Origin of the sequence: Janthinobacterium sp. BJB426 (assembly GCF_002735705.1) — a bacterium.
In the GTDB taxonomy this organism is placed as follows: Bacteria; Pseudomonadota; Gammaproteobacteria; order Burkholderiales; family Burkholderiaceae_D; genus Janthinobacterium.
The window spans coordinates 153,196-176,224 of sequence record NZ_PDZL01000010.1; the positions used below are offsets into that span (position 1 = coordinate 153,196).

A 23,029-nucleotide genomic window follows, 5' to 3' on the forward strand; every position below is an offset into this window, starting at 1 on the left:
GTGCAGTGCGTGTAATATATGTGAGAATTGAAACAATGTTTATGTCCATATCGAAACACGATGGCATCTTGCCGTTGCGATGCCTGAAGACTGATCCGTGACCGCCCCTATCCATATTCTCGTCGTTGACGACATCGCGCAAAACCTGGTCGCCGCCGAAGCCGTGCTGGCACGGCCCGGTATTGTCATCCTGAAGGCAAGCTCGGGCGCGCAAGCGCTGGAATTGCTGTTGACGCACGAGGTCGCAGTGGCCCTGATCGACGTGCAAATGCCCCAGATGGATGGTTTTGAACTGGCCGAGCTGATACGCGGCAGCGAACGCACGCGCAGCATTCCCCTGATTTTCCTCACGGCGGCGTCGCGCGAACCGAGCTACAGTTTCCGTGGCTACGAGGCGGGCGCCGTCGATTTCCTGTACAAGCCCATCGACGTGAAGGCATTGCAAAGCAAGGTCGCCGTGCTGGTCCAGTTGTACCAGCAGAAACGCGAATTGTCGGCTCAGCTCGACGAGCTCAAGCATGCCCTGCACCTGAATGAACTGTTCACGGCCGTGCTGGGCCACGACTTGCGCACACCCCTGTCGGTGGTGATGAACGGTGCCATGCTGTTGCCGATGATGAGCGACCACCCGAAGGTGATCGTCACGGCGCAGCGCATCGAAAGCAGCGCCAAGCGCATGGCGCGCATGGTCGACCAGTTGCTGGACCTGGCGCGCATCCGTTCCGGCACGATGGAGTTGCGCAGCAGCACGCACGACTACCTGGCACTGGCGCGCGCCATTGTCGAGGAATTCGAGACGGCTGGCCAGGTCCCGCGGGTCGAAGTCAGCAGTGTGGGCGAGCTGCGCGGGCAATGCGATGCGGGCTTGCTGTCGCAAGTCATCTCGAATCTGTTATGCAATGCCCTCACACATGGCGAGGCGGGCACGCCGGTGCAGCTTGCCCTCGATGGACGGGCCGCGGACAGCATTGAGTTGCGCATCGCCAATCGCGGCGTCATCCCCGCCGCCTTGCTGCCGACCCTGTTCGAGCCGTTCCAGCAGGCGGGCGAAAAGCGCAGGACGGGGCAGGGTCTGGGGCTGGGCCTGTACACGGTGAATATGTTCGTCAAGGCCCACGGCGGCACGGTCGAGCTCAGTTCGACGGCCACGCAGGGCACGCTGGCGACCGTGCGCATCCCGCGCCAGTGCCAGGTGCGCGTGCAAGCGGGACTGGCCACATGAGCGCGCCAGCCTGGCCGCGCGGCGGCGGCCGCATGGGCGAGCTGGTGCGCCAGCGCGACTGGTCCGCCACCAGCCTGGGCGCCCTCGATGGCTGGCCGGCCAATTTGCGCACCAGCGTCGACATCGTCCTCAATTCGCCGATGGCGATGGTGCTGATGTGGGGGCCGCAGCACGTGATGATTTACAACGACGACTACATCCAGATCGCCGGGGCGCGCCATCCGGCGGCGCTGGGCGCTACGGTGCCGGCCGTCTGGCCCGAAATCTGGGACTGGAACGCGCGCATCCTCGAAGCGGGATTGCGCGGCGAGACCCAGGTGCACCGCGAATGCTGTCTGCCGCTGTTGCGCGACGGACAGCGCGCGGATGTCTGTTTCGACCTGTATTACGCTCCCGTGCATGGCGCCGGCGGCCAGGTGGATGGCGTGCTGTGCACGGCGCTGGAATTGACGGCGCGCATGGAGGAGGGGCGTCAGCTGAAGCTGGCCACGGCCGAACTGGGCGAACTCAACACCACCTTGCAAGCCGAGAGCGAGGCCGTGCGCGCGGCCAACCGCCGCCTGGGCGAGGAACGCGCGCTGTTGCGTGCCCTGTTCCAGCAGGCGCCCAGCTTCATGGCCATGCTGCGCGGACCGCGGCACGTGTTCGAATTGGCGAATGAGCATTATCTGCGCCTGGTAGGGCACCGCGATCTGCTGGGCAAGACAGTCGAAGTAGCCTTGCCCGAAGTTAAGGAACAAGGCTTCATCGCGCTGCTGGATCAGGTCTACCGCACGGGCGAACCTTACGAGGGGCGCCAGGTCAAAGTGGATTTGCAGACGGCGGATGGGCAGACGGGCCAGCGCCAGATCGATTTCGTCTACCAACCCATCAAGGATGACGAGGGCGTGGTCACGGGCATCCTCGTCGAAGGCATCGACGTTACCGAGCGCATGGAAGGCGAGGAGCGTTTGCGTCTGGCCCAGCAGGCCGGTGGCATTGGCACCTTCGAATGGTTCCCCGAGACGGGCGCGATGCTGGTATCGCCCACCTTCCGCCGCCTGTGGGGCATTGCCGACGAGGTGGAGGTGACGGAACGCCTGCTGGTGAGCCTGGTCGATGCGCGCGACCAGCAAAAGGTCGGGCCGAGCAAGCTGGACCTGACGCCCAATCCCCTCGAATACGTGGAATACCGCATCCGCCGTCCCGCCGATGGCGCGCTGCGGTGGATCGCGCGCCAGGGCGAGGTGGTGGCGGGCCGCGTACCGGGCCAGCGCCGCTACGTGGGCGTGTCGTTCGACGTGACGGAGCGGCGCCAGATCGAGGATGAACTCAACGCCAGCCAGGAGCGCATGGCCGCCATTTTCGGCCAGGCTTCGGTGGGTTTGTCCGAGCTGGGCCTCGATGGCCGTTTCCAGCGCGTCAATGGCGCCCTGTGCCGCATGCTGGGGCGTTCCGCCGAAGAATTGCTGAGCCTGAACATGAACGACATCATGCATCCGGCGGATGTGCCCGGCAACGGCGTGCTGTTCCAGCGCCTGGTGGAAACGGGCGAGTCGTTCTCGCTGGAAAAGCGCTACCTGAAGCCCGATGGCTCGCAAGTGTGGGTGTCGAGCAATGTCAGTCGCCTGGTCGATGAGCAGGGTCATACGCGTTCCTTGATCGCTGTCAAGACGGACATCACGGACCGGCGCCGCGTGGAAAAAGCGCTGCATGAATTGAACGAAACGCTGGAACACCGGGTCGAACAGGAAGTCAACGAGCGCACCAAGGCCGAGGACGCCTTGCGCCAGGCGCAAAAGATGGAAGCCGTGGGCCAGCTGACGGGTGGCATCGCGCACGATTTTAATAATGTGCTGCAAATCATTTCCGGCAATTTGCATTTGTTGCAGCACCTGGCGGGCACGGATGGCCTCATGCGCCAGCGCCTGGACACGGCGATCGCTGCCGTCGAGCGGGGCGCCAAGCTGTCGTCGCACCTGCTGGCGTTTGCGCGGCGCCAGCCGCTGCAACCGGTGGTGGCCGACCTGGCGCGCGTGGTGCGCAACATGGATGCGCTGCTGCGGCGCGCCCTGGGTGAAGCGATCGACATCGTGCTGGTGGGCGGCGGCGGACTGTGGAATACCCTGGTCGACCGCAGCCAGATCGAGAACGTCATCCTCAACCTGGCCATCAATGCGCGCGATGCCATGGATGGCGTGGGCAAGCTGACCATCGAGCTGGGCAACGTCGTGCTCGACGAACAGTATGTGCACAATCTGGTCGACGTGCCGGCCGGCCAGTACGTGATGCTGTCAGTGACCGATACGGGCCGGGGCATGAGCGGCCCCGTGCTGCAGCGGGCCTTCGAGCCGTTCTTCACGACCAAGCCGGAAGGCGCGGGCACGGGCCTGGGCTTGTCGATGGCGTACGGCTTTGTCACGCAAAGCCGCGGCCATATCCGCATCTACAGTGAACCTGGCGTGGGCACGGGAGTCAAAATCTATTTGCCCCGTTCCCTGATGGCGGAAGCGGACGAGGAACTGGAATTGAGCGGCGTCGTCACGGGCGGCACGGAAACCGTGCTGGTGGTGGAAGATGACGTGGGCGTGCGCACCACTGTGGTCGATATGCTCGGTGCGCTCGGTTACCAGGTGCTCAAGGCCGAGGATGGAGAAAGCGCGCTGGCTGTGCTGCACAGCGGTGCGCAGATAGACTTGCTGTTTACGGACGTGATCATGCCCGGTCCCGTCAGCAGCACGGAGATGGCGCGTCAGGCGCGCGAATTGCAGCCTGATATCGCCGTCTTGTTTACTTCGGGCTACGCACAGGATGTCATCGTGCACGAAGGCAGGCTCGACGCGGGCGTGGAATTGCTCAGCAAGCCATACCGGCGCGAAGAGCTGGCGCGCAAGCTGCGCCATGTGCTGGCCAACCGTCAGCAACAAATGCGTGCGCGCCAGTTTGAACGGTCCGGTGCGCCGGTGGCCGGCACGCTGGCAAGCGGCAGCACGGCGGCCAGCCTGTTGGGGGGCGGCACGCCGGGGCTGGACTTGACGGGGCATGCGCCAACACCGCAGGGGGACATGCCGACATCCATGAAGATACTCGTGGTGGAAGACAATCTCGATTCCCAGCTGATGGTATGCGAACTGGTGGGCATGCTGGGCCACACGGTGAGCGGCGTGTCCGATGGCGAGGCGGCGTGGGAATTGCTCAACGAGCAAGACTTCGATATCCTGTTTACGGATGTCAGCCTGCCCGGCATGTCCGGCATCGCGCTGGCGCGCATGGTGCTGCGCGAGAAACCGGACATGCGCATCATCTTTTCCACCGGCTATGGCAAGGAATCGATGGATGAGCTGGGCTTTTCCGCCAGCGTCTTGCGCAAGCCCTATGATTTGATGGAGTTGCAAGCGGCACTTGACCAACCCTGACGGGCATGCGCCGGCACGGCTTGCCTGTCTCACCCGCAGAGGTAAGACATGACCCCTGAACTGACGATGCTGGCCTGTACTTTGGTACTGGCGCTGGTGCAAATCCTGCTGCCCGCGCTGTTTCGCACGCGCGAGACAGGCACGGCCTATAACGTGAGCGCGCGCGACGGCGACGGGCCGCCCGTCGGCAAGATCACGGGCCGCTTGCGGCGGGCCCAGGCGAACCTGTTCGAAACCCTGCCCCTGTTCGCCGCCGCCGTGCTGATCGCCCACGTGACGGCGCAGGAAAGCGCGCTGACACTGTACGGTGCCGCCCTGTACCTGGCCGCGCGCGTGCTGTATTTACCGCTGTACGCGTTCGGCGTGCCCGTCGTGCGTACGCTCGTGTGGTGCGTGTCGATTGCCGGCTTGCTGATGCTGTTCTGGGCCATCCTCTTTACTTCCTGAAGTCCTACGCCGGCTGTGGCGCCCGTCCTATGGCGGTGCGCGAGGCCCGGCCGTAAAGTAACTGCACCTTGGCGCAGGGGCGCCGGCAGTGTTACTTTCGGGACGGCAACAATGCATGCTTCAGTGTACAAGTCTGTTCGACACATCCAGCGCCTGCTGCGCACGGTCTTTGGCGTGGCGCGGCTGCGCACGGGCCAGCAGGAAGTCATCGACAGCGTGCTGGCCGGGCGCGACACCCTGGCCATCATGCCCACCGGCAGCGGCAAGTCGCTGTGCTACCAACTGCCTGCCGCCCTGTTGCCGGGTGCCACTCTGGTCGTGTCGCCGCTGATTTCGCTGATGAAAGACCAGCTGGAAAAGCTGCACGAATTGGGCATCACGGCCGTGCAGCTCAACAGCAGCCTGTCGCGCGCGGAAGAGGATGAGGCCATCGCCCGCATCGGCCAGGGCGGCAGGCTCATCATCTTTTGCACGCCGGAACGCCTGGCGACGCCCGAGTTCCTGTCGCTGCTGGCCAGCGCGCCGCCCAGCCTGGTCGTCATCGATGAAGCCCATTGCATTTCCCAGTGGGGCCACGACTTCCGTCCCGCCTACCTGGACATCGCGGCTGCCTTGCGCGCGCTGGGCCGTCCGCCCGTGCTGGCGCTGACGGCCACGGCCACCGGGGAAGTGATAGACGATATCGACACGCAGCTGGAAGCGCGCAAGCTGCAGGTCATTAATACCGGCATCTACCGCGCCAATTTGCGCTACCGCGTGATCCAGGTCACGAATGCCGCAGAAAAACAGGATACCGTCTTGCGCCTGCTGCGCGAGACACCAGGCGTGGGCATCGTGTATGCGGCCACCGTCAAGGCCGTCGAGGACCTGGCGGCGCGGCTGGGGGACTTGGGCGAGAGCGTCACGTGCTACCACGGCAAGCTGGCGGCGCGCGAGCGCAAGCACAACCAGGATTTGTTCATGAATGGCGAACGCCGCATCATGGTGGCCACCAACGCCTTCGGCATGGGCATCGACAAGCCCGACACGCGCTTCGTCATCCACTTGCAGGTGCCTGCCAACCTGGAAGCGTACTACCAGGAATCGGGCCGGGCGGGGCGTGACGGCTTGCCCGCCGATTGCACCTTGCTGTATTTCCAGGAAGACAAGCGGGTGCAGCAGTTTTTCCTGGCCAAGCACTATCCCACGGAAGGTGAACTGGCTGCCATCATTGCGGTAGCGCAAGAATTGCCGGCCACGTTTGCTTTCGCTGCACTGGCGTCCAGCCTGCCCGAGTTTTCCGACGGCCACTTGAAGGTATGCCTGAAACTGTTGAAAGACGGCAAGCTGCTGCGCCAGGACCGCAAGCTGGGCTACCGCTTGACAGCGCCGTCGGCCGCCGCGCCCCCGTATGCGCAACTGGCGCAAATCTATGTCGACAAGCAGGAGCGCGACAAACAGGCGCTCGAGCAGATGGTGGCGTATGCGCAAAGTGGCCTGTGCCGCTGGAAACTGCTGCTCGATTACTTTGGCGATGCCGGCGATTTCGAGCGCTGCTGCAGCTGCGACAATTGCCAGTCGCCGCCCGCGCTGGCCGCGCCCATCACCCTGGTCGAGTTGCCGCCGGCGCCTGGCCAAGTACCTGCGCCGGCGCTGGTACCCCAGATCGCCGTCGGCAGCCGCGTGCGCGTGCCCCGCTACCAGATTGGCACCGTGCTGTCCGTGGCGGGCGACCAGGTCACCATTGCCTTTCCGGAAGACACCACGCGTACCTTCATGGCGGAATTCGTCGTGCCCGCATGAAGCCATGGTGCGCTGTCGAACAGTGATCTGGCGCAAGCGCGCTAGAATCAGCCCATTCCAACGCGCTTTTTTAACGCAGGGAGCAGGGCATGGCAGACATGGTGGTGGTGCGCAAGGAAGGCTTGTATTGTGTGCCGGGTCATTTCTACATCGACCCGTGGCGCCCCGTCGAGCGCGCCATCATCACGCACGCGCACGCCGACCATGCGCGTGTCGGGCACCGGCATTATTTGTGCGCCGCTGCCGGCGAGCAAGTGCTGCGCGCGCGCCTGGGCGCCGTTTCCATCCAGGGCCTCGCGTATGGCGACAGCATCGAACACCACGGCGTGCACGTGTCGCTGCATCCGGCCGGCCATGTGCTGGGTTCGGCGCAGGTGCGCATGCAGCACGGTGGCGAAGTGTGGGTGGCGTCCGGCGACTACAAGCTGCAGCCCGACCCCACATGCGCACCGTTCGAGCCCGTGCGCTGCGATACTTTTATTACGGAATCGACCTTCGGCCTGCCCATCTACCGCTGGCAGGCGCCGCAGGACGTTGTTGACGACATCAACCAATGGTGGCGCAGGAATGCGGCCGAGGGGCGCACCAGCGTGCTGTTCTGCTATGCCTTCGGCAAGGCGCAGCGCATCCTGGCGGGACTCGACGCCACCATCGGCCCCATTATCTGTCATGGCGCGGCGCAGGCCTTGACGCAGGTCTACCGCGAGTCCGGCGTGGCCTTGCCCGCCACCGTGATGGTGGGCGACGTCACGGACAAGGCGGCCCTGAAGACGGCGATGGTGATCGCGCCGCCGTCGGCCGCCGGCTCGCCGTGGATGAAGCGTATCGGCGACTACAGCGATGCGTTCGCCAGCGGCTGGATGCTGCTGCGCGGCGCGCGCCGGCGGCGTGGCGTGGACCGGGGTTTTGTGCTGTCCGACCATGCCGACTGGCCCGGCCTGATGCAAGTCATCCAGGCCACGCAGGCTGAACGCATCATCGTCACGCATGGCTCGATTCCCGTGATGGTGCGCTGGCTGCAGCAGAACGGCTGGCAGGCGGGCGGCTTCGAGACGGAATATGGCGACGACGAGGCGGAAGACAGCGTAGTTGCACAGCAGGAGGCAGCGCCCCATGCGTGACTTTGCCCGGCTGTACGCGGAACTCGATGAAACCACGTCCACCAGTCGCAAGCTGGCGGCCCTGCAAGCCTATTTTCGCGGCGCTTCGCCCGAGAATGCGGCCTGGGCCGTGTATTTCCTGGCCGGCGGCAAGCCGCGCCAGGCCGTGCCCACCAAGTTGCTGCGCGAGTACGCGACCGAGCGGGCGGGCCTGGACGCCTGGCTGTTCGACGAGGCCTATCACGCCGTGGGCGACCTGGCCGAAACCATCGCCCTGATCCTGCCCGCGCCCGCCAGACGCAGCGACATCGGCCTGGCCGAGTGGGTCGAGCAGCGCATCGCACCGTTGCGCGGCGCGGCGCCCCACACCATCCGCGCCGACTTGCTGGCCTACTGGGACGAGCTGGAAACGCGCGAACGTTTTTTGTTGATCAAACTGATCGGCGGCGGCTTTCGCGTGGGCGTGTCAAAACTGCTGGTGACGCGCGCGCTGGCCTCCATCGCCGCCGTCGACAGCAAGCTGATCGCCCAGCGCCTGATGGGCTGGACGGATGGCAAGGTCAGCCCCACGGGCGCGGGCTTTCTCAAACTGATCGCCGCGCAGTCGGAGGGAGAACATGCGCTGCGCGGCGGCCAGCCGTATCCGTTTTTCCTCGCGCACCCCTTGCAGACGGGGCCGGAGACGCTCGGTGACATCGGCGGCTGGCTGGCCGAATGGAAATACGACGGCATGCGCGCCCAGCTGCTGCGCCGCGAGGGCGTGAACTGGCTGTGGTCGCGCGGCGAGGAATTGATCACGGAGCGCTTTCCCGAACTGGCGCAACTGGCCTTGCCCGAGGGGACCGTGCTCGATGGGGAAATCCTCGTCTGGCAGCCGGGCGACGTGCCGGCGCCATTTGCCGATTTGCAACTACGCATGGGTCGCAAGAGCGTGTCGCCCAAGCTGCTGGCCGGGTTGCCCGCCGTGCTGGTGGCCTACGATGTGCTGGAAATGGATGGCGTCGATGTCCGCCAGCTGCCCCAGCTGGAACGCCGCGCGCTGCTGGAAAGCGTGGTGGCCGGCGTGAACTCTCCCGTGCTGCGTCTGTCGCCGCGCATAGCGGCAGCAAGCTGGGAGGCGCTGGCGGCCATCCGTAGCGAATCGCGGGCGCGCGGCGTGGAAGGCTTGATGCTCAAGGCCGTGTCGGCCGCGTATGGCGTGGGCCGCGCGAAAGACGTGGGCACGTGGTGGAAATGGAAGATCGACCCGTATGCTGTCGACGCCGTGCTGATCTACGCCCAGGCGGGCCACGGCCGGCGCGCGTCGCTGTACACGGATTACACGTTCGCCGTCTGGGATGAGGAGGGTGGTGAAGGTGGCGAGGAACGCAAGCTGGTGCCGTTCGCCAAGGCGTATTCGGGCTTGACGGATGCCGAGATCGCGCAAGTGGACGCCGCCATCCGCAAGACGACGATAGAAAAATTCGGCCCCGTGCGCAGCGTGCAGCCGACCATGGTGTTCGAAATCGGCTTCGAAGGCATCGCCGCGTCCAGCCGCCACAAGGCGGGCATCGCCGTGCGCTTTCCCCGCATCCTGCGCCGGCGTGACGACAAGGCCATCGCCGAGGCGGATACGCTGGCCACCCTGAAGGCCATGCTGGCCCAAGCCACATGAGCAAAAGCGCGCTGGCGCAGCGCATCGACGCGTGGTTTGCCGCACGCGACTGGTCCGTGTTCCCGTTCCAGCGCGCCGTCTGGCGCACCGCCGCCCAAGGGCAATCCGGCCTGCTGCATGCCAGCACGGGTTCCGGCAAGACCTACGCCGTCTGGTTTGGCGCGTTGCTGCGTGCCGAGCGGCTGGCGCGCAAAGGTAAAAAACAGGGCTTGCGCGTGTTGTGGATCACGCCGATGCGGGCGCTGGCGGCCGACACCGTGCGCGCCCTGCAAGGTTCTAGCGCCGACCTCGCTCCCGGCTGGCGCATCGAGGCGCGTACGGGCGACACGAGCGCCGCGCAGCGGGCGCGGCAGGCGAAAGCCTGGCCCGAGGTGCTGGTGACCACGCCGGAAAGCCTGTCATTGATGCTGAGCCAGGCGGATGCACGGGAACGTTTCAGCCTGCTGGAAACCGTGATCGTCGACGAGTGGCATGAATTGATGGGCAGCAAGCGCGGCGTGCAGGTGCAGCTGGCGCTGGCCCGCTTGCGCCGCTGGAATGACGCATTGATGACGTGGGGCCTGTCGGCCACCCTGGGCAATCTGCGGCAGGCGCAGGATGTCTTGCTGGGCGAGGAAAACGCCGGCGTGCTGGTGGAAGGGAAAATTAAAAAACGCATCCTCGTCGACAGTTTGATCCCCGTCAACCCTACGCGCTTTCCCTGGGGTGGCCACCTGGGCATCCAGATGCTGCAACCGTTGATCGCCGAAATAGAGGGCAGCGCCACCACCCTGGTGTTTACGAATACGCGGTCGCAGGCCGAGCTGTGGTACCAGCATCTGCTCGATGCGCGCCCCGACTGGGCGGGACTGATCGCCCTGCACCACGGTTCGCTGGACCGCGAAGTGCGCGAGTGGGTCGAACAGCACTTGAAATCGGGTGAGCTGAAAGCCGTCGTGTGCACTTCCAGCCTGGACCTGGGCGTCGATTTCCTGCCCGTCGAACGGGTCTTGCAGGTGGGCAGCGCGAAAGGCATCGCGCGCCTGGTGCAACGGGCCGGGCGCAGCGGCCACGCGCCGGGGCGCATCTCGCGCGTCACGCTGGTGCCCACCAACAGCCTGGAATTGCTGGAAGCGGCTGCTGCCCGCACTGCCCTGGCGCAGGGCCAGCTGGAAGCGCGGCCCGTGCCGGACAAGCCGCTCGACGTGCTGGTGCAGCACCTGGTGACGATCGCCCTGGGCGGCGGTTTCCAGTCGGACCCATTGTATGAGGAAGTGCGCGCGGCCTGGTCCTACCGCGACCTGACCCTGGGCGAATGGCAATGGGCGCTCGACTTCGTCGCGCGCGGCGGGCAAAGCCTCACCGTGTATCCGGAATACCGGCGCGTGCTGCCCGATGAGGCGGGCGTGTATCGCGTGCCGGATGTGGCCCTGGCGCGGCGCCACCGCATGAGCATCGGCACCATCGTCTCGGAGGCGGCGATCCAGGTCAAGTTCCTCGGTGGCGGGCGCATCGGCAGCATCGAGGAATCGTTCATTGCGCGCCTGAAGCAGGGCGACCATTTTTTGTTTGGCGGGCGCATCCTGGAATTCGTGCGCGTGCACGAGATGACAGCCTATGTGCGGCGCGCAACAGGCAGCCGCGGCGCCGTGCCGCGCTGGCAGGGCGGCAAGATGCCCCTGTCGTCGGAACTGGCGCATGCCGTGCTGGACCAGTTGCAGCTGGCGCAGGAAGGCCGTGCCAGCGGCCCGGAAATGCGCGCGCTGGCGCCGCTGCTGGCCATCCAGCAAGCATGGTCCAGCCTGCCCACGCGTGCCAGCCTCTTGCTGGAAACCCTCTCCAGCCGCGAAGGCCATCACATGTTCGTGTATCCGTTTGCAGGCCGCTCCGTGCACCTGGGCCTGGCGTCGCTGCTGGCGTACCGCATCGCGCGCGTGCAGCCGGCAACCTTGTCGATCGCCGTCAACGATTACGGCTTTGAATTGCTGGGCGCGGACGACATCGATTTTGCGCCGCTGTTGACGGCCGCCAGTGGCGCCGGTATTGCCCTGTTCAGCACGGACAACTTGCTGGAAGACGTGCTGGCCAGCCTGAACGCGACGGAATTGTCGCAGCGGCGCTTCCGCGAAATTGCCCGCATCGCCGGCCTCGTGTTCCAGGGCTATCCGGGCCAGCCGAAAAGCGCGCGCCAGTTGCAGGCTTCGTCTTCGCTGTTTTTCGAGGTGTTCCGCAAGCACGATGCGGCCAATTTGCTGCTCACGCAGGCGCAGCGCGAAGTGCTGGAACAGGAGCTGGAATTGACGCGCCTGCGCGCCACCTTGCGCGAGCTGCATGGACGGCGCATTTCCCTGCAGCCGCTGGAGCGGGCCTCGCCCTTTGCCTTCTGCCTGATGGTCGAGCGCTTCCGCGAACAGCTGACGACGGAAAAATTGTCGGACCGGGTGGCGCGGCTGGTCAGCGCGCTGGAAAAGGCGGCCGCATGAGCGGGCGGCAGCAAGCGCACTGCGTGGTGGCGCTGGCCGGCGAGATGCTATGGCTGCTGGCGCACAAGGCCGTGTATTGGCCCGCGCGCAAGATGCTGGTCATCGCCGACATTCATTTCGGCAAGGCTGCCGCCTTCCGCGCACTGGGCGTGCCCGTGCCGCGCGGCACCACCACGCAAAACCTGCTGGCGCTCGACGCCTTGCTGGCCAGTTACGCCTGCGGGGAAATCGTTTTTCTCGGCGATTTCTTGCACGCGCGCGCCGCGCATGCGCCCGCCACCGTGGCCGCCATGCTGGCCTGGCGCGCGCGCCATCCGGACGTGCGTCTGACGGTGGTGCGCGGCAACCACGATGCGCATGCGGGCGATCCGGCCGCCGCGCTGGGGATACGCATGGTCGATGAACCGCACCAGGTGGGCAAGCTGTCGTTCTGCCATCACCCGGATACCGTCGCGCCCGGCTATGTACTGGCCGGTCACGTGCATCCCGTGTTTCACTTGCGCGCAGCAGGGACGGGACGACATGGGGGCGGCTTGCGCCTGCCGTGTTTCCTGCTGGGCCAGCAGCGCGCCATCTTGCCTTCGTTTGGCGCGTTCACGGGCGGCCATGCGGTGCGGCCCGCCGTTGGCGAGCGCGTGTATGTGACGGCGGACGCGGGAATTTTCCCGCTGCCTGCTAACTGCTGAGTGTCTGGTACTTTTGGTGGAAAACTGAAAGTAACTGCGCCACCGTGGGCGGGACTCATCCTACATGCGCTCTTGCCATCCTCCTATTTCTTGTGCCCCATGTGCGCACTAAGATGACGGTTCCCTTGTCATGCGAGGGGGAAGAATTGCATGGTTTGCATTGTTTTTTGCATTGTTTCTGATTCCATCGATTAAGGAGATCATCATGGCCACATCGAGCGACAATAAACAGCAAGGTAGTAAAACCAGTAGCAGCAGCAGTAGCAGCGGCGGCAACAAGCAAAGCGATACCAGCAAACGGGGTTTCGCTTCCATGGATCCCGCCCAGCAGCGTGAAATCGCCAGCGAAGGCGGACGTGCTGCGCATGAAAAGGGCACGGCGCATGAATTCACGTCGGAAGAGGCACGCCGCGCAGGCAGCCAAAGCCACAAGAACGATGCCAGCCGGCAAAGCGCCACCAGCTCCAGCGGTACGCGCGACAATGCCAGCCTGAACCAGGATGGCAACCGCGACAGTGGCAACAAGCAAAGCGGCGGTGCGGGTTCCAGCTCGGGTTCCTCGGGTTCGCGCAACAAGTCGTAGCAAGTCGTCATGAGCAGTAGGAAGTGAGCATGGCCTGCGGCAGGTACGCCGTTGGCCATGGTCGCATCTGTCCGGTCGCTGCAAAATTTTGATGCAATGCAGCAGGCATGGACTATGATGAAATAGCTGCGCCAGCAAGGTGCAATCACCGTGCAATCGCCTCGCAGTCAACTTGTATTGATGATCAGGGAGAAGATTATGGGCAACTCGAATACGCCGCAACCGGGCAATAGCCAAGGCGGCACGCCTTCTACGGCGGGCAGCAAGCAAAGCACGGCCGACTCGGCCGAAAACTTTGTGCTGGTCGATAGCGAGCAAGGCCTCGATATTGGCGACGATCTGTTTTCCATCGGCGAAGTGCGGCGCGCCGACCGCTTGCCCCATCACCAGTCCGGTTCCTCCGGGCAGAGCCGGCAGAGCGCCGACGATGCGCCAGACACCACGGGCAGTACGGGCGTCTGAACTTTCCTTCCTGACTGTCTGATCATCCCCGCAAGGCCAGCCGTCAGGCGTGTTCGCACACGCCGACTGGCCCGCATGCGCGCGGGTAAATCAGGAAGGCTCCGCTACAGGTCGACCCGTCCATGTTCGCCCAGGTCCTTCGGCGGCTCGCCCGTAATGGCGGCCTTGGCCATCTCATAGAATTGCATCATCTTGCTGGCGCTGCTATCCCAGTACTCGGCCGACTGGATCGTCACCTTGATCAGCGACAGCTTCGGATCGTCGAGTCCGCCCGGGAACCAGGCTTTTACGAGCGGGTTCCACAATTCCTCCGCCTTGGCGCGGTCCTTCAGCAGCTGCGCGTGGCCGCAGACGGACACATACAGGCTGTCGCCCGTGTCGACAAAGCTGACATTGACTTGCGGATTGTTCAGCAAATCGCGCGTGTAGGCGGCTTCATCCGAGACAAAGAACCAGATGTGCCCATCGCTGTCGACCTGCTGCTGCGTCAACGGCCGGCTGGTGAGGGTGCGCATGTCATCGCTGGTGGTCAGCATGCCGAATTTGACGTCCTTGATTTTGGCCGCGATGCTGGCCAGTTGTTCGCTGGAATACGCTTGCATGGGGTGCTCCCTTGATGGTTGTCCTGAACAAGAGCATAGGCGGGCGCGGCAGTCGGCTCTGTACGGCAGCTTACGTAGTGGCGTCGGCCTGCCTGCCTCGCGCCATGTTTCAAAGCTGTTACAAAACGCTGGCCCGACGGGGCGCCCCATGTATTGACTTAATAAATGATAATCATTATCATTTGTTTGAAAATTAGGCATGAACTTTGATTGAAGGATGGGAATGAAGCACACTGACTTGTCGCGCCACCTGGCCCGCTCCTTGCCGGGAGCGCTCGATGGGTAATGCGGGCGCCGCAGACAAGGCCAAGAACAACGCCAGCCGCGCCGTCTGGCTGAAGAATTTGCATCAATGGCACTGGATCAGCTCGGCGCTCTGCCTGCTGGGCATGTTTCTGTTCGCCATTACCGGCATCACCCTGAACCACGCCGGCCAGATCGAAGCCAAGCCGTCCATCACGCGGCAGAAGGCAGAATTGCCGGCACCCCTCGTCACGCAACTGGCCGCCTATGCCGCCAAGCACGATGGCGCCAACGCACCGATGCCGGCCGCCGCCGAAGCCTGGCTCAAGCAGCAGTGGTCGCTCAACGCGGGCGGCCGTCCCGCCGAATGGTCGATCGACGAAGTGTATTTACCGCTGCCCAAGGCGGGCGGCGACGCCTGGGTGCGCATCGGCCTGGAAGACGGGGCCGCCGAATATGAATTGACGGACCGGGGCTGGGTGTCCTGGCTCAACGATGTCCACAAGGGCCGTAACACGGGCGTGGCCTGGAGCTGGTTCATCGACATTTTTGCCGGCGCCTGCATCGTGTTTTGCCTGACGGGTTTGTTGATTTTGAAATTCCACGCGGTTAACCGGCCATTTACCTGGCCGATGGTTGGCCTCGGTATCTTGATACCTTGCGCGATCGCCTTGTTGTTTATCCATTGATCGTTTTTATTTTTCCTTTTTACAGGCACACCATGAAATTACGCTACTCCCTGGCGCTTGGCCTTCCCCTGATCGGTACGTCGGCAATGGCGGCCGACCTGACCCTCAAGATTGAAATCCCGCAACTGAACGTAGCGGAATACCACCGTCCCTACGTGGCGGCGTGGCTGGAAACGGCGGACCAGAAGGTCGTTGGCAACCTGACGGTGCTGTATGACGTGAAAAAGAAAGACAAGGCGGGCGAGAAGTGGCTGAAGGACATGCGTCAATGGTGGCGCAAGAGCGGCCGCGACCTGGCCATGCCGGTTGACGGCGTCAGCGGCGCCACGCGTGCGCCGGGCGAACACACTCTGACGTTCCCAGGCGCCAAGGCCTTGCTCGACAAGCTGCCCGCCGGCGAATATCAGGTGGTGGTGGAAGCGGCGCGCGAAGCGGGTGGACGCGAACTGGTGCGCGTGCCGTTCCAGTGGCCGCTGAAGTCGGCCCAGTCCGTGCCTGCCAAGGGCAAGGAAGAACTCGGCAATGTCGTCGTCCAACTCAAACCATAAGGCGCACCCCATGTTCAAGCAATTCAATAAACCCCTGATCGCCCTGGCCCTGGCCGGCCTGGCCATGAACGCCCACGCCCACCGCGGATGGATGGTGCCTTCGAGCACGATGGTGGAAAGCAAGGACGCCTGGGTGACGGTGGATGCCGCCGTCTCCGACGGCCTGTTCGAGATCGACCACCAGCCGCTGCGCCTGGACGCGCTGCAAGTCATCGGTCCGGACGGCGCCAAAGTTACGCCGGCGAACACAGTCACGGGCCGCTTGCGCAGCGTCTTCGACGTCAAAATGGAAAAGCCGGGCACGTACAAGGCGGCCATCGTGTCGCAAAACGTGATGGGCAGCTACAAGCTCAACGGCGAGCAGAAGCGTTTCCGCGGCAACGAAGAGACGTTCAAGAAGGAAGTGCCGGCCGATGCGCAAGAGCTGAAAATCACGCGCACGGCAGCGCGCCTGGAAACCTTCTTCAGCAATGGCGAAACCAGCACGGAAGTGTTCAAGCCGACCGGCGTGGGCCTGGAATTCGTGCCAGTGACGCATCCGAATGACTTGCGCGCGGGCGAGAAAGCCACGTGGCGCTTCCTGGTCGACGGCAAGCCGGCGGCGAACCAGGCCTTCAGCCTCGTGCCAGGCGGCGTGCGTTACCGTGGCGTGCTCGGTGAAATCCGCCAGAGCACGGATGCCAAGGGCGAGATCACGTTTACCGTGCCAGCGGCTGGCATGTATTACCTGAGCAGCACCTGGCCAGCGGCCGCACCGGCCGTGGCCGGCCAGCCGCCGGTGATGCCCGAGCGCCGCATGACGTACGCGGCTACCGTGGAAGTGCTGCCGCAGTAAGCGGCGGCCTGTTCACAAGGTTTCCGATGCGCCGGGTCCTGCTGCCGCAGCATATTTCCAATCAGGTCGCGCCGCCCGGCGCCGCGATCCGGGACTTGCGCGGCTTGTCGATGGGCACCAGCTGGTCGGTGCGCCTGCTGGAGTCCGCCATGCCGGGACGCGCGGGCAGCGCCGACTTGCAGCAGGGCTTGCAGCAGCAACTGGATCTTGTTGTAGCGCAAATGAGCCACTGGAGTGACGAGTCCGACCTGGGCCGCTTCAACCGGGCCGAACCCGGCAGCTGGCATAGCTTGCCTGCCGCGTTTTGCGAGGTGCTGGGCTTTGCCATGCACGTGTCGCAAGCGTCCGGCGGCGCGTATGACCCGTGCGCCGGCGCCCTCGTCAACCTGTGGGGCTTCGGCCCCCGCAACCGCTACGATGAGCCGGGTTTCCTGCCGCCGAAAGACGATACCGTGGCGTTGCTGCTGTCGCAGCGCCAGCGCCGCCGCCTGGAACTCGACTTGCCGGCCCGCCGCGCGCGCCAGCCGGGCGGCTTGCAGCTCGATTTGTCCGCCGTGGCCAAGGGCTATGGCGTGGATCGCCTGGCTCGCTACCTGGACAGTCAGGGCATTCAGCATTACCTGGTCGAAGTGGGCGGCGAGCTGTGCGGCGCAGGCTGCAAGCCCGACGGCCAGCCGTGGTGGGTGATGCTGGAACAGGTCGATGGCGCTGCCGATAGTGCCGATACTGCACAGCATCCGCCGGAAATGCTGCTGGCGCTGCATGGCCTGTCCGTGGCGACGTCGGGCGACTACCGGCGTTTCTTCCAGGATGGCTCAGCGCGTTTCTCACACACCATCGATCCGCGCAGCGGCATGCCGATCGCCAATCAACTCGCTTCCGTCACCGTCGTGCATGCCGAATGCATGGCGGCCGATGCCTGGTCGACGGCCCTGACCGTGCTGGGTGTCGAGGCCGGCATGGCCCTGGCCGAAGAGCAGGGCCTGGCTGCGCGCTTCCTGCAGCGCGACGGCGATGGCTACCATGAAACGCTGAGCAGCCACATGCTGGCCATGCTCGACGAATGAACGATTAATTCCATGATTTTTACGCACGATACGACGCGGCTGGCCTTGCTGGCCGCCCTGTCCCTCAGTTATGCGGGCGTGTGCCTGGCGCCCTGGCTGCGCGCGCGCGCCAAGCGCCGCGCGTCCGACGCCGCCAGGGCGGCGCTGGCAAACAGTCCCGCCTGGCTGGTGGCGTATGCGAGCCAGACGGGCAATGCCGAGGAACTGGCCACGCAAACGGCACAGAGCCTGCAACTGGCCGGCATCCCCGTGCGCCTGTGCGCGCTGGCCGAACTCACGGCCCTTGATCTGCAACAAGCGGAACGGGCCTTGTTCCTGGTCAGCACGTATGGCGAAGGTGATGCGCCCGACAATGCGGCGGCCTTCATGGGCCGCCTGATGACGGGTGAGCTGGCGCTGCCGCAATTGCATTACGCCGTGCTGGCCCTGGGCGACCGCAGCTATGGCCAGTTCTGCGGCTTCGGCCGCGCGCTCGACGCCTGGCTGGCCGCGCAGGGTGCGTCGCGCCTGTTCCAGCGCATCGAAGTCGACCGCAGTGCCAGTGCGACCGTCGAGCAATGGTTCCAGCATTTGAGCCACCTGGCCGGCACCAGCGATGCGCCCGACTGGAGCGCGCCCGCCTTTGGCGACTGGCGTCTGACGCAAAGGCAGTTGCTGAATCCTGGCAGCGCCGGCGGCGCCATTTATCACGTGGAACTGGCGCCCGTGGCGGGCAGCTTGCCTGACTGGCAATCGGGCGACCTGGTGCAGGTGACGGCACCCGCCGACCCGTCGCAGCCGCGCGAATACTCGATCGCCTCGATCCCGCGCGATGGCGGCGTGCACTTGCTGGTACGCCAGCATGCGCATCCCGATGGCAGCCTGGGCCTGGCTTCGGGCTGGCTGACGGCGCAAGCCAAGGTGGGCGACGTGGTGCAGCTGCGCTTGCGCCAGCACCGGCGTTTCCGCCTGGAAGACAATGCCCAGCGTCCCCTGATTTTGATCGGCAACGGCAGCGGCATCGCCGGCTTGCGCGGCCACCTGAAAAGCCGCGTGCTGGCAGGGCAGCGGCGCAACTGGCTGATCTTTGGCGAGCGTAACCTGGCCCACGATTTCCATTATCGCGAAGAAATTGAGCGCTGGCACGCCAGTGGCGACTTGCCGCGCCTGGACCTGGCGTTTTCGCGCGACCAGGCAGAGCGGACCTACGTGCAGGACCGCCTGCGCGGCAATGCCGACGAGGTGAAACTGTGGCTGGAACAGGGCGCGGCCATCTATATTTGCGGCAGCCTGGCCGGCATGGCGGGCGGCGTCGACCTGGCCCTGCAGGAAATCCTGGGGCGTCCCGCGCTCGACGCGCTGGCGGCCGAAGGGCGCTACCGGCGCGACGTCTACTGAGTTTTTGACGCCGCCAGCGCGTTCGCGCGCACACGGCTATCATGATTGTTTCATCCAGGGAGAACCATCATGAGCGACAGCATTTACGACATTCCCTTGCGCCGCATCAATGGCGAGCCCACCAGCCTGGACGCGTATCGCGGCAAGGTCGTTCTGGTGGTCAATGTCGCCTCCGCCTGCGGCCTGACGCCGCAGTACGAAGGCCTGGAAAAACTCTACGCCGACAAGCAGGCCGAGGGCCTGGTGGTGGCAGGTTTTCCCGCCAATGAATTCGGCGCGCAGGAGCCGGGCAGCAATGCCGAGATCGCCGACTTTTGCCGTGGCACGTTTGGCGTGCAATTTCCCATGTTTGAAAAAATCGTCGTCAAGGGCCCTGGCCAGCATCCGCTGTACCAGCGCCTGGTGCAAGAGCAGCCGCGGGCGCAGGAAAAGCCGGGCAGCGATTTCCGCGCCAAGCTGGCCGGCTACGGCATCACGCAGGAGCAGCCCAGCGACGTGCTGTGGAATTTCGAGAAGTTTTTGATCAGCAAGGACGGCAAGGTGGTGGGGCGTTTCGCGCCCGATACCACGGTCGATGATGCGCTGTTGCGCGAGGCCATCGCGCAACAGCTGCAGGCCTAAGCTTGGGCCTGGCTTAGTCGGAGGCGTCCAGCGCGGCCGGCTCCATCTCGCCGCTCACTTCCTGCAAGCCGCGCGCCAGGCTGGAAATGCTGGGGTTGTCGATGAAGACGCAGCGCTTGCCCGTGCGCTTGCAATAATCCTTGACGCGCCAGTAGGCGCTGTGGCTGATGCAGCCCGTCTGGCAAATCACCAGGTCGGCCGCCGCCAGGCTCGAGTCGAGCAGGTTGGCATTGTCTTCCAGGCCGCCGTCGTGGTGGGCAAACTGCGCGCCGACCCGTTCGATCAGGGCGCGGTAGGTGGCGACATTGCCGCTGCGTCCGCCCACGCACAAGACGCTTTGATCGACGAGGCGGATCGGCATTTTCAGCTTGCCGCCCGTCGGCACTTCCAGCTTCGGCGCCGGCGGCGGCGCGACCGCGCCTGGACGTGGCTGGGCCTGTTTCAATTCCACGATTTGCTGGCGCAATTCCTTTTCGCGCTCATCCATTTGCGCCAGGCGTTCGACCAGACGCGTGCGCGATTCCAGTGCCGGGATGGCCGCCTGCAATTGCGCCAGTTCCGCGCGCAAGCCATCGATCACGCTATCCTTGCCTATGGCCTCGGCACGCGTGCGCAGCAGCACGGCTTCCTGGCGTTCCAGCTCGCCCGTCTTTTCCATCAGTGCGGCCTGGCTGCGTTGTTGCAGCTTGGCCAGTTCGTGCGTCAGGCGTGCATTTTCTTCCTGCAAGGCCGTAAACTTGCCCATGTCGGCGCGCACGCAGGCGCCGGCCTGGTGCTGGATCATGTGCAGGTCGCGGCACATCTGCTCTTCCAGCTCGGCATCGCAGCGCGGGTGCGTCAGTCCGGCCCAGAAAGCGCCCGACACGTCGCCGTTGGCGACGGCCGTGCGCCACAGTTCGGCCACTTGCGCCGTCGTCTTGGCGCCGCGAAAGCGCAGGATCACGGGAGCGTAGCGGCGTTCGAGTTCCTTTTGCAGCGCTTCGGACAGGCGGTTGCGCGCGCCGCATTCCGTCACGGCACCCACGTGCACTTCGTAATCGTCGGCCAGCACGCGCCCGCCCGTCATCTTGCCCACCAGCTTGCGCAGGTATCCCAAGGGCAAGCCCACGCCGACCAGCGGGCAATGACAGGTATGCGACAGTTCCCACAGCCGGCGGCGGCGCGAAGCGAGTGCGGCCGTGTCGGCCCCGCCGCTGGAACAATTGCTGATGACGGGTAGGGACTGGTCTTTGTCACACATGGCGATATCCTGTTGGACGGTGGGGATGGAAAAGAAATTATTGCGGCAGGGGCGAGGCAGGGCGCTTGGCGCTCAGCATGCGTGCCAGGCGATCCAGCAAGGAGGTCCTGGGCGGCGCGGGCTTGTGCAGCGCCACCAGGGCGGCCCATTGCTGCGACAGTTGCTGGCACGTCGCTTGCAGCACGGGGCCCAGGCCGGGCGAACTCGACAGTACTTGCAGATGGCGTTCGATGACACCGGCCAGTTTCTCGCAGGGACTGCCCGCATGGTAGTGAGACATCAGGTGCAGCACGGCCGACAGCAGCAATTCAGGCTGTTGGCCTTGCGGGGAGGGAAACATCGGGGAAGGTCGGTCGTTCGCCATCAAACACTCCTGTGCGGTGGTTTGGCTGGCTGCGCGCACGGGGCGCGACTGGCTGGCGAGTGTGGTGACTGGCTGCCGTGCTGCTTCAGGCAGTCAGGATCAGCTTGTTCAACTGGGTGACGCGCAGGCGATAGATCTTGCCGCTGTGCTCAATCTCCACTTCGCGACCTTGCTGCAGCAGCGCTTCGCTGGTGATGCGGCGCGCCGGCTGGGCCATGCTGACGGGAGGGCGGACGTGGGCGGTAGCGGCATCCTGGATCAAGGCTGGTTTTGAGCTTTGCATGTTGGGCTTTCTTTATCTCAGTTGAGAATGATTCGTATTTGCATTATTGTTGAATGTGGCCCGAAAAGCAAGGCTTATTTGTGCGGAATCCGTGCTTTTTTATGGTGACATGGCAGCGTGGATGATCGTGCTGCGCAAAGCTGGCCGCAGGAGCGGCGCGGGAGACGGGGGCGGCAAAAAAGACCCGGCAAGGCGTTGTGCGCCTTGGCCGGGTCAAGGCTGTGCCAAGCTTGAGGAAATCGGGATGGCGCTAAATAGTAGCCAGCAATTGCGCCGAAGCGCTGGCGGCGGCGGTGGTGTCAGCCTTGAGCTTGGCGGCGGCCAGCTGCTTGGCGCGCGAGCGCGACGGCGGCAGGCGGCGCAGGGTTTTCAGGGCGTCCGGATCCTTGATGCCGATGGTGCGCTGGTCAACCGTAATCAGGCCGATTTCATTGAAGGCGGACAAGGTGCGGCTCACCGTTTCCAGGGTCAGGCCCAGATAGCTGCCGATTTCATGGCGCGTCATGCGCAGGTTGAACAGCTTGCTCGAATAGCCCATCTGCGCAAAGCGGTCGGCCAGCGAGACGAGGAAGCGGGCCACGCGGGCTTCGGCACTGAGGGCGCCCAGCATGCCGATCATGGCTTGCTCGCGCACCAGTTCGCGGCTCATCACGCCGTACATGACGTTTTCCAGTTCCAGGTGGACTCTGCCCAGCGCCGTCAGCTTCTTGAACGGCAGCAGGATCAGGTCGCAGTCGGACAGGGCCACCGCTTCCGAGGAGTAATGGCGCGAGTGGATGCCGTCGACGCCCAGCATGTCGCCCTTCATGGGAAAGCTGAGCACCTGCTCATTGCCGAATTCATCGATAAGCACGGTTTTCAGGAAGCCTGAATTGACGATGTACAGGGTGTCGAACGGCTGGCCGATCGTGTGCACGCGCTGGCCCGTCTTGAATTGCACGTGCTGGAACAGCAGTTCGTCGGCGGCGATGGTGCAGGCGCTGGAGATATGCAGCAGGTCGCACACCTCCTTCAGGTTCGACCAGAGCCGGCCCTGGCGCTGGCGCCCCGCTTCCATCGGAGAGGAGGGGGGCAGCGATGGTGAGGCGGCGCGGGTGTCGGGCGTTTGCGTGGACAGCATGTTCATCTCCTGGTGACAGGTAGTTCAGAGTTGAATAACGGGGTGCGCGGGACGGCGGGCGGGCAAGGGCCGGCGGCGCGCGTTCAGGCAGGTAATGCTCAATTCGCTGAAGACTTGCTGTGTGATGAAATAACTTCCCAGCAACTTGATTACTGGTTTCAGTATGCCAACAACCGTATGCAATTAATATCAGCAGTGGCTGAATATGGCAGTAGGAGCTGTGGTAGATGTAGTAGGATTGTTCCTA

Annotated in this window: 21 protein-coding genes; 16 read left to right on the forward strand and 5 right to left on the reverse strand. The window is 64.5% G+C overall.

Annotated features, from left to right (window positions below; all coding sequences use genetic code 11):
* Positions 1-97: 97 nt before the first annotated feature.
* The 10 genes from CSQ93_RS17445 to CSQ93_RS17490 all read left to right on the forward strand — a co-directional run bounded on the left by CSQ93_RS17445 (position 98) and on the right by CSQ93_RS17490 (position 13,793).
* Positions 98-1,222, forward strand: coding sequence for a hybrid sensor histidine kinase/response regulator (locus CSQ93_RS17445; RefSeq protein ID WP_099379122.1), 1,125 nt, complete (start codon positions 98-100; stop codon positions 1,220-1,222).
* A complete protein-coding gene (locus CSQ93_RS17450; RefSeq protein ID WP_099379123.1) occupies positions 1,219-4,617 on the forward strand; it encodes a hybrid sensor histidine kinase/response regulator in 3,399 nt (1,132 codons plus the stop codon). Before CSQ93_RS17445 ends, CSQ93_RS17450 begins: the two co-directional genes overlap by 4 nt.
* 48 nt (positions 4,618-4,665) lie before the next feature.
* A complete protein-coding gene (locus CSQ93_RS17455; RefSeq protein ID WP_099379124.1) occupies positions 4,666-5,064 on the forward strand; it encodes an MAPEG family protein in 399 nt (132 codons plus the stop codon).
* A 111-nt stretch (positions 5,065-5,175) separates the two neighbouring features.
* Positions 5,176-6,846 (forward strand): RecQ family ATP-dependent DNA helicase, encoded by a 1,671-nt coding sequence (locus CSQ93_RS17460; protein WP_099379125.1) that lies wholly within the window; start codon positions 5,176-5,178, stop codon positions 6,844-6,846.
* Positions 6,847-6,935: 89 nt separating this feature from the next.
* Positions 6,936-7,967: a ligase-associated DNA damage response exonuclease gene (locus tag CSQ93_RS17465; protein WP_099379126.1), complete on the forward strand. Its 1,032-nt coding sequence runs from the start codon at positions 6,936-6,938 to the stop codon at positions 7,965-7,967.
* Positions 7,960-9,600: an ATP-dependent DNA ligase gene (locus CSQ93_RS17470; RefSeq protein ID WP_099379127.1), complete on the forward strand. Its 1,641-nt coding sequence runs from the start codon at positions 7,960-7,962 to the stop codon at positions 9,598-9,600. Before CSQ93_RS17465 ends, CSQ93_RS17470 begins: the two co-directional genes overlap by 8 nt.
* Positions 9,597-12,062 (forward strand): ligase-associated DNA damage response DEXH box helicase, encoded by a 2,466-nt coding sequence (locus CSQ93_RS17475; RefSeq protein ID WP_099379128.1) that lies wholly within the window; start codon positions 9,597-9,599, stop codon positions 12,060-12,062. Before CSQ93_RS17470 ends, CSQ93_RS17475 begins: the two co-directional genes overlap by 4 nt.
* Complete coding sequence (pdeM, locus tag CSQ93_RS17480; protein ID WP_099379129.1) at positions 12,059-12,748, forward strand: ligase-associated DNA damage response endonuclease PdeM; 690 nt, start codon at positions 12,059-12,061, stop codon at positions 12,746-12,748. Before CSQ93_RS17475 ends, pdeM begins: the two co-directional genes overlap by 4 nt.
* 205 nt (positions 12,749-12,953) lie before the next feature.
* Complete coding sequence (locus tag CSQ93_RS17485) at positions 12,954-13,331, forward strand: KGG domain-containing protein (RefSeq protein ID WP_099379176.1); 378 nt, start codon at positions 12,954-12,956, stop codon at positions 13,329-13,331.
* A 198-nt stretch (positions 13,332-13,529) separates the two neighbouring features.
* The gene (locus CSQ93_RS17490; RefSeq protein ID WP_099379130.1) at positions 13,530-13,793 is read left to right on the forward strand and encodes a hypothetical protein; all 264 of its coding nucleotides are present in this window, start codon (positions 13,530-13,532) and stop codon (positions 13,791-13,793) included.
* Between the two features lie 104 nt (positions 13,794-13,897).
* Here CSQ93_RS17490 and CSQ93_RS17495 read toward each other — a convergent pair whose 3' ends face one another.
* On the reverse strand, positions 13,898-14,395 hold the full coding sequence (locus tag CSQ93_RS17495) for a pyridoxamine 5'-phosphate oxidase family protein (protein ID WP_099379131.1): 498 nt from the start codon (positions 14,393-14,395) through the stop codon (positions 13,898-13,900).
* 278 nt (positions 14,396-14,673) lie between these two features.
* On the opposite strand from CSQ93_RS17495, the gene CSQ93_RS17500 reads away from it, so the two are divergent.
* The 6 genes from CSQ93_RS17500 (at position 14,674) to CSQ93_RS17525 (ending at position 19,775) form a co-directional block, all read left to right on the forward strand.
* Positions 14,674-15,327 carry a PepSY-associated TM helix domain-containing protein gene (locus CSQ93_RS17500; RefSeq protein ID WP_099379132.1) on the forward strand — a complete coding sequence of 218 codons (654 nt, stop codon included), beginning with the start codon at positions 14,674-14,676 and terminating at the stop codon, positions 15,325-15,327.
* A gap of 32 nt (positions 15,328-15,359) precedes the next feature.
* Positions 15,360-15,875 (forward strand): DUF2271 domain-containing protein, encoded by a 516-nt coding sequence (locus tag CSQ93_RS17505; RefSeq protein WP_099379133.1) that lies wholly within the window; start codon positions 15,360-15,362, stop codon positions 15,873-15,875.
* Positions 15,876-15,885: 10 nt separating this feature from the next.
* Entirely contained in the window at positions 15,886-16,710 is an 825-nt protein-coding gene (locus CSQ93_RS17510; protein WP_099379134.1) for a DUF4198 domain-containing protein, read from the forward strand.
* A 26-nt stretch (positions 16,711-16,736) separates the two neighbouring features.
* Positions 16,737-17,777, forward strand: a complete 1,041-nt coding sequence (locus CSQ93_RS17515; RefSeq protein WP_099379135.1) for an FAD:protein FMN transferase — start codon at positions 16,737-16,739, stop codon at positions 17,775-17,777.
* A gap of 12 nt (positions 17,778-17,789) precedes the next feature.
* Positions 17,790-19,154 carry a sulfite reductase subunit alpha gene (locus CSQ93_RS17520; protein WP_099379136.1) on the forward strand — a complete coding sequence of 455 codons (1,365 nt, stop codon included), beginning with the start codon at positions 17,790-17,792 and terminating at the stop codon, positions 19,152-19,154.
* Between the two features lie 69 nt (positions 19,155-19,223).
* The gene (locus tag CSQ93_RS17525; RefSeq protein ID WP_099379137.1) at positions 19,224-19,775 is read left to right on the forward strand and encodes a glutathione peroxidase; all 552 of its coding nucleotides are present in this window, start codon (positions 19,224-19,226) and stop codon (positions 19,773-19,775) included.
* A gap of 13 nt (positions 19,776-19,788) precedes the next feature.
* Here CSQ93_RS17525 and CSQ93_RS17530 read toward each other — a convergent pair whose 3' ends face one another.
* From CSQ93_RS17530 to CSQ93_RS17545, 4 genes are all read right to left on the reverse strand, one after another.
* Positions 19,789-21,015: a DUF2325 domain-containing protein gene (locus CSQ93_RS17530; RefSeq protein WP_099379138.1), complete on the reverse strand. Its 1,227-nt coding sequence runs from the start codon at positions 21,013-21,015 to the stop codon at positions 19,789-19,791.
* Positions 21,016-21,052: 37 nt separating this feature from the next.
* Complete coding sequence (locus CSQ93_RS17535) at positions 21,053-21,379, reverse strand: hypothetical protein (RefSeq protein ID WP_099379139.1); 327 nt, start codon at positions 21,377-21,379, stop codon at positions 21,053-21,055.
* Positions 21,380-21,464: 85 nt separating this feature from the next.
* Complete coding sequence (gene hemP / locus CSQ93_RS17540) at positions 21,465-21,662, reverse strand: hemin uptake protein HemP (protein ID WP_034750559.1); 198 nt, start codon at positions 21,660-21,662, stop codon at positions 21,465-21,467.
* A 250-nt stretch (positions 21,663-21,912) separates the two neighbouring features.
* Positions 21,913-22,719: a Crp/Fnr family transcriptional regulator gene (locus tag CSQ93_RS17545; RefSeq protein ID WP_035821063.1), complete on the reverse strand. Its 807-nt coding sequence runs from the start codon at positions 22,717-22,719 to the stop codon at positions 21,913-21,915.
* Between the last annotated feature and the right edge of the window lie 310 nt (positions 22,720-23,029).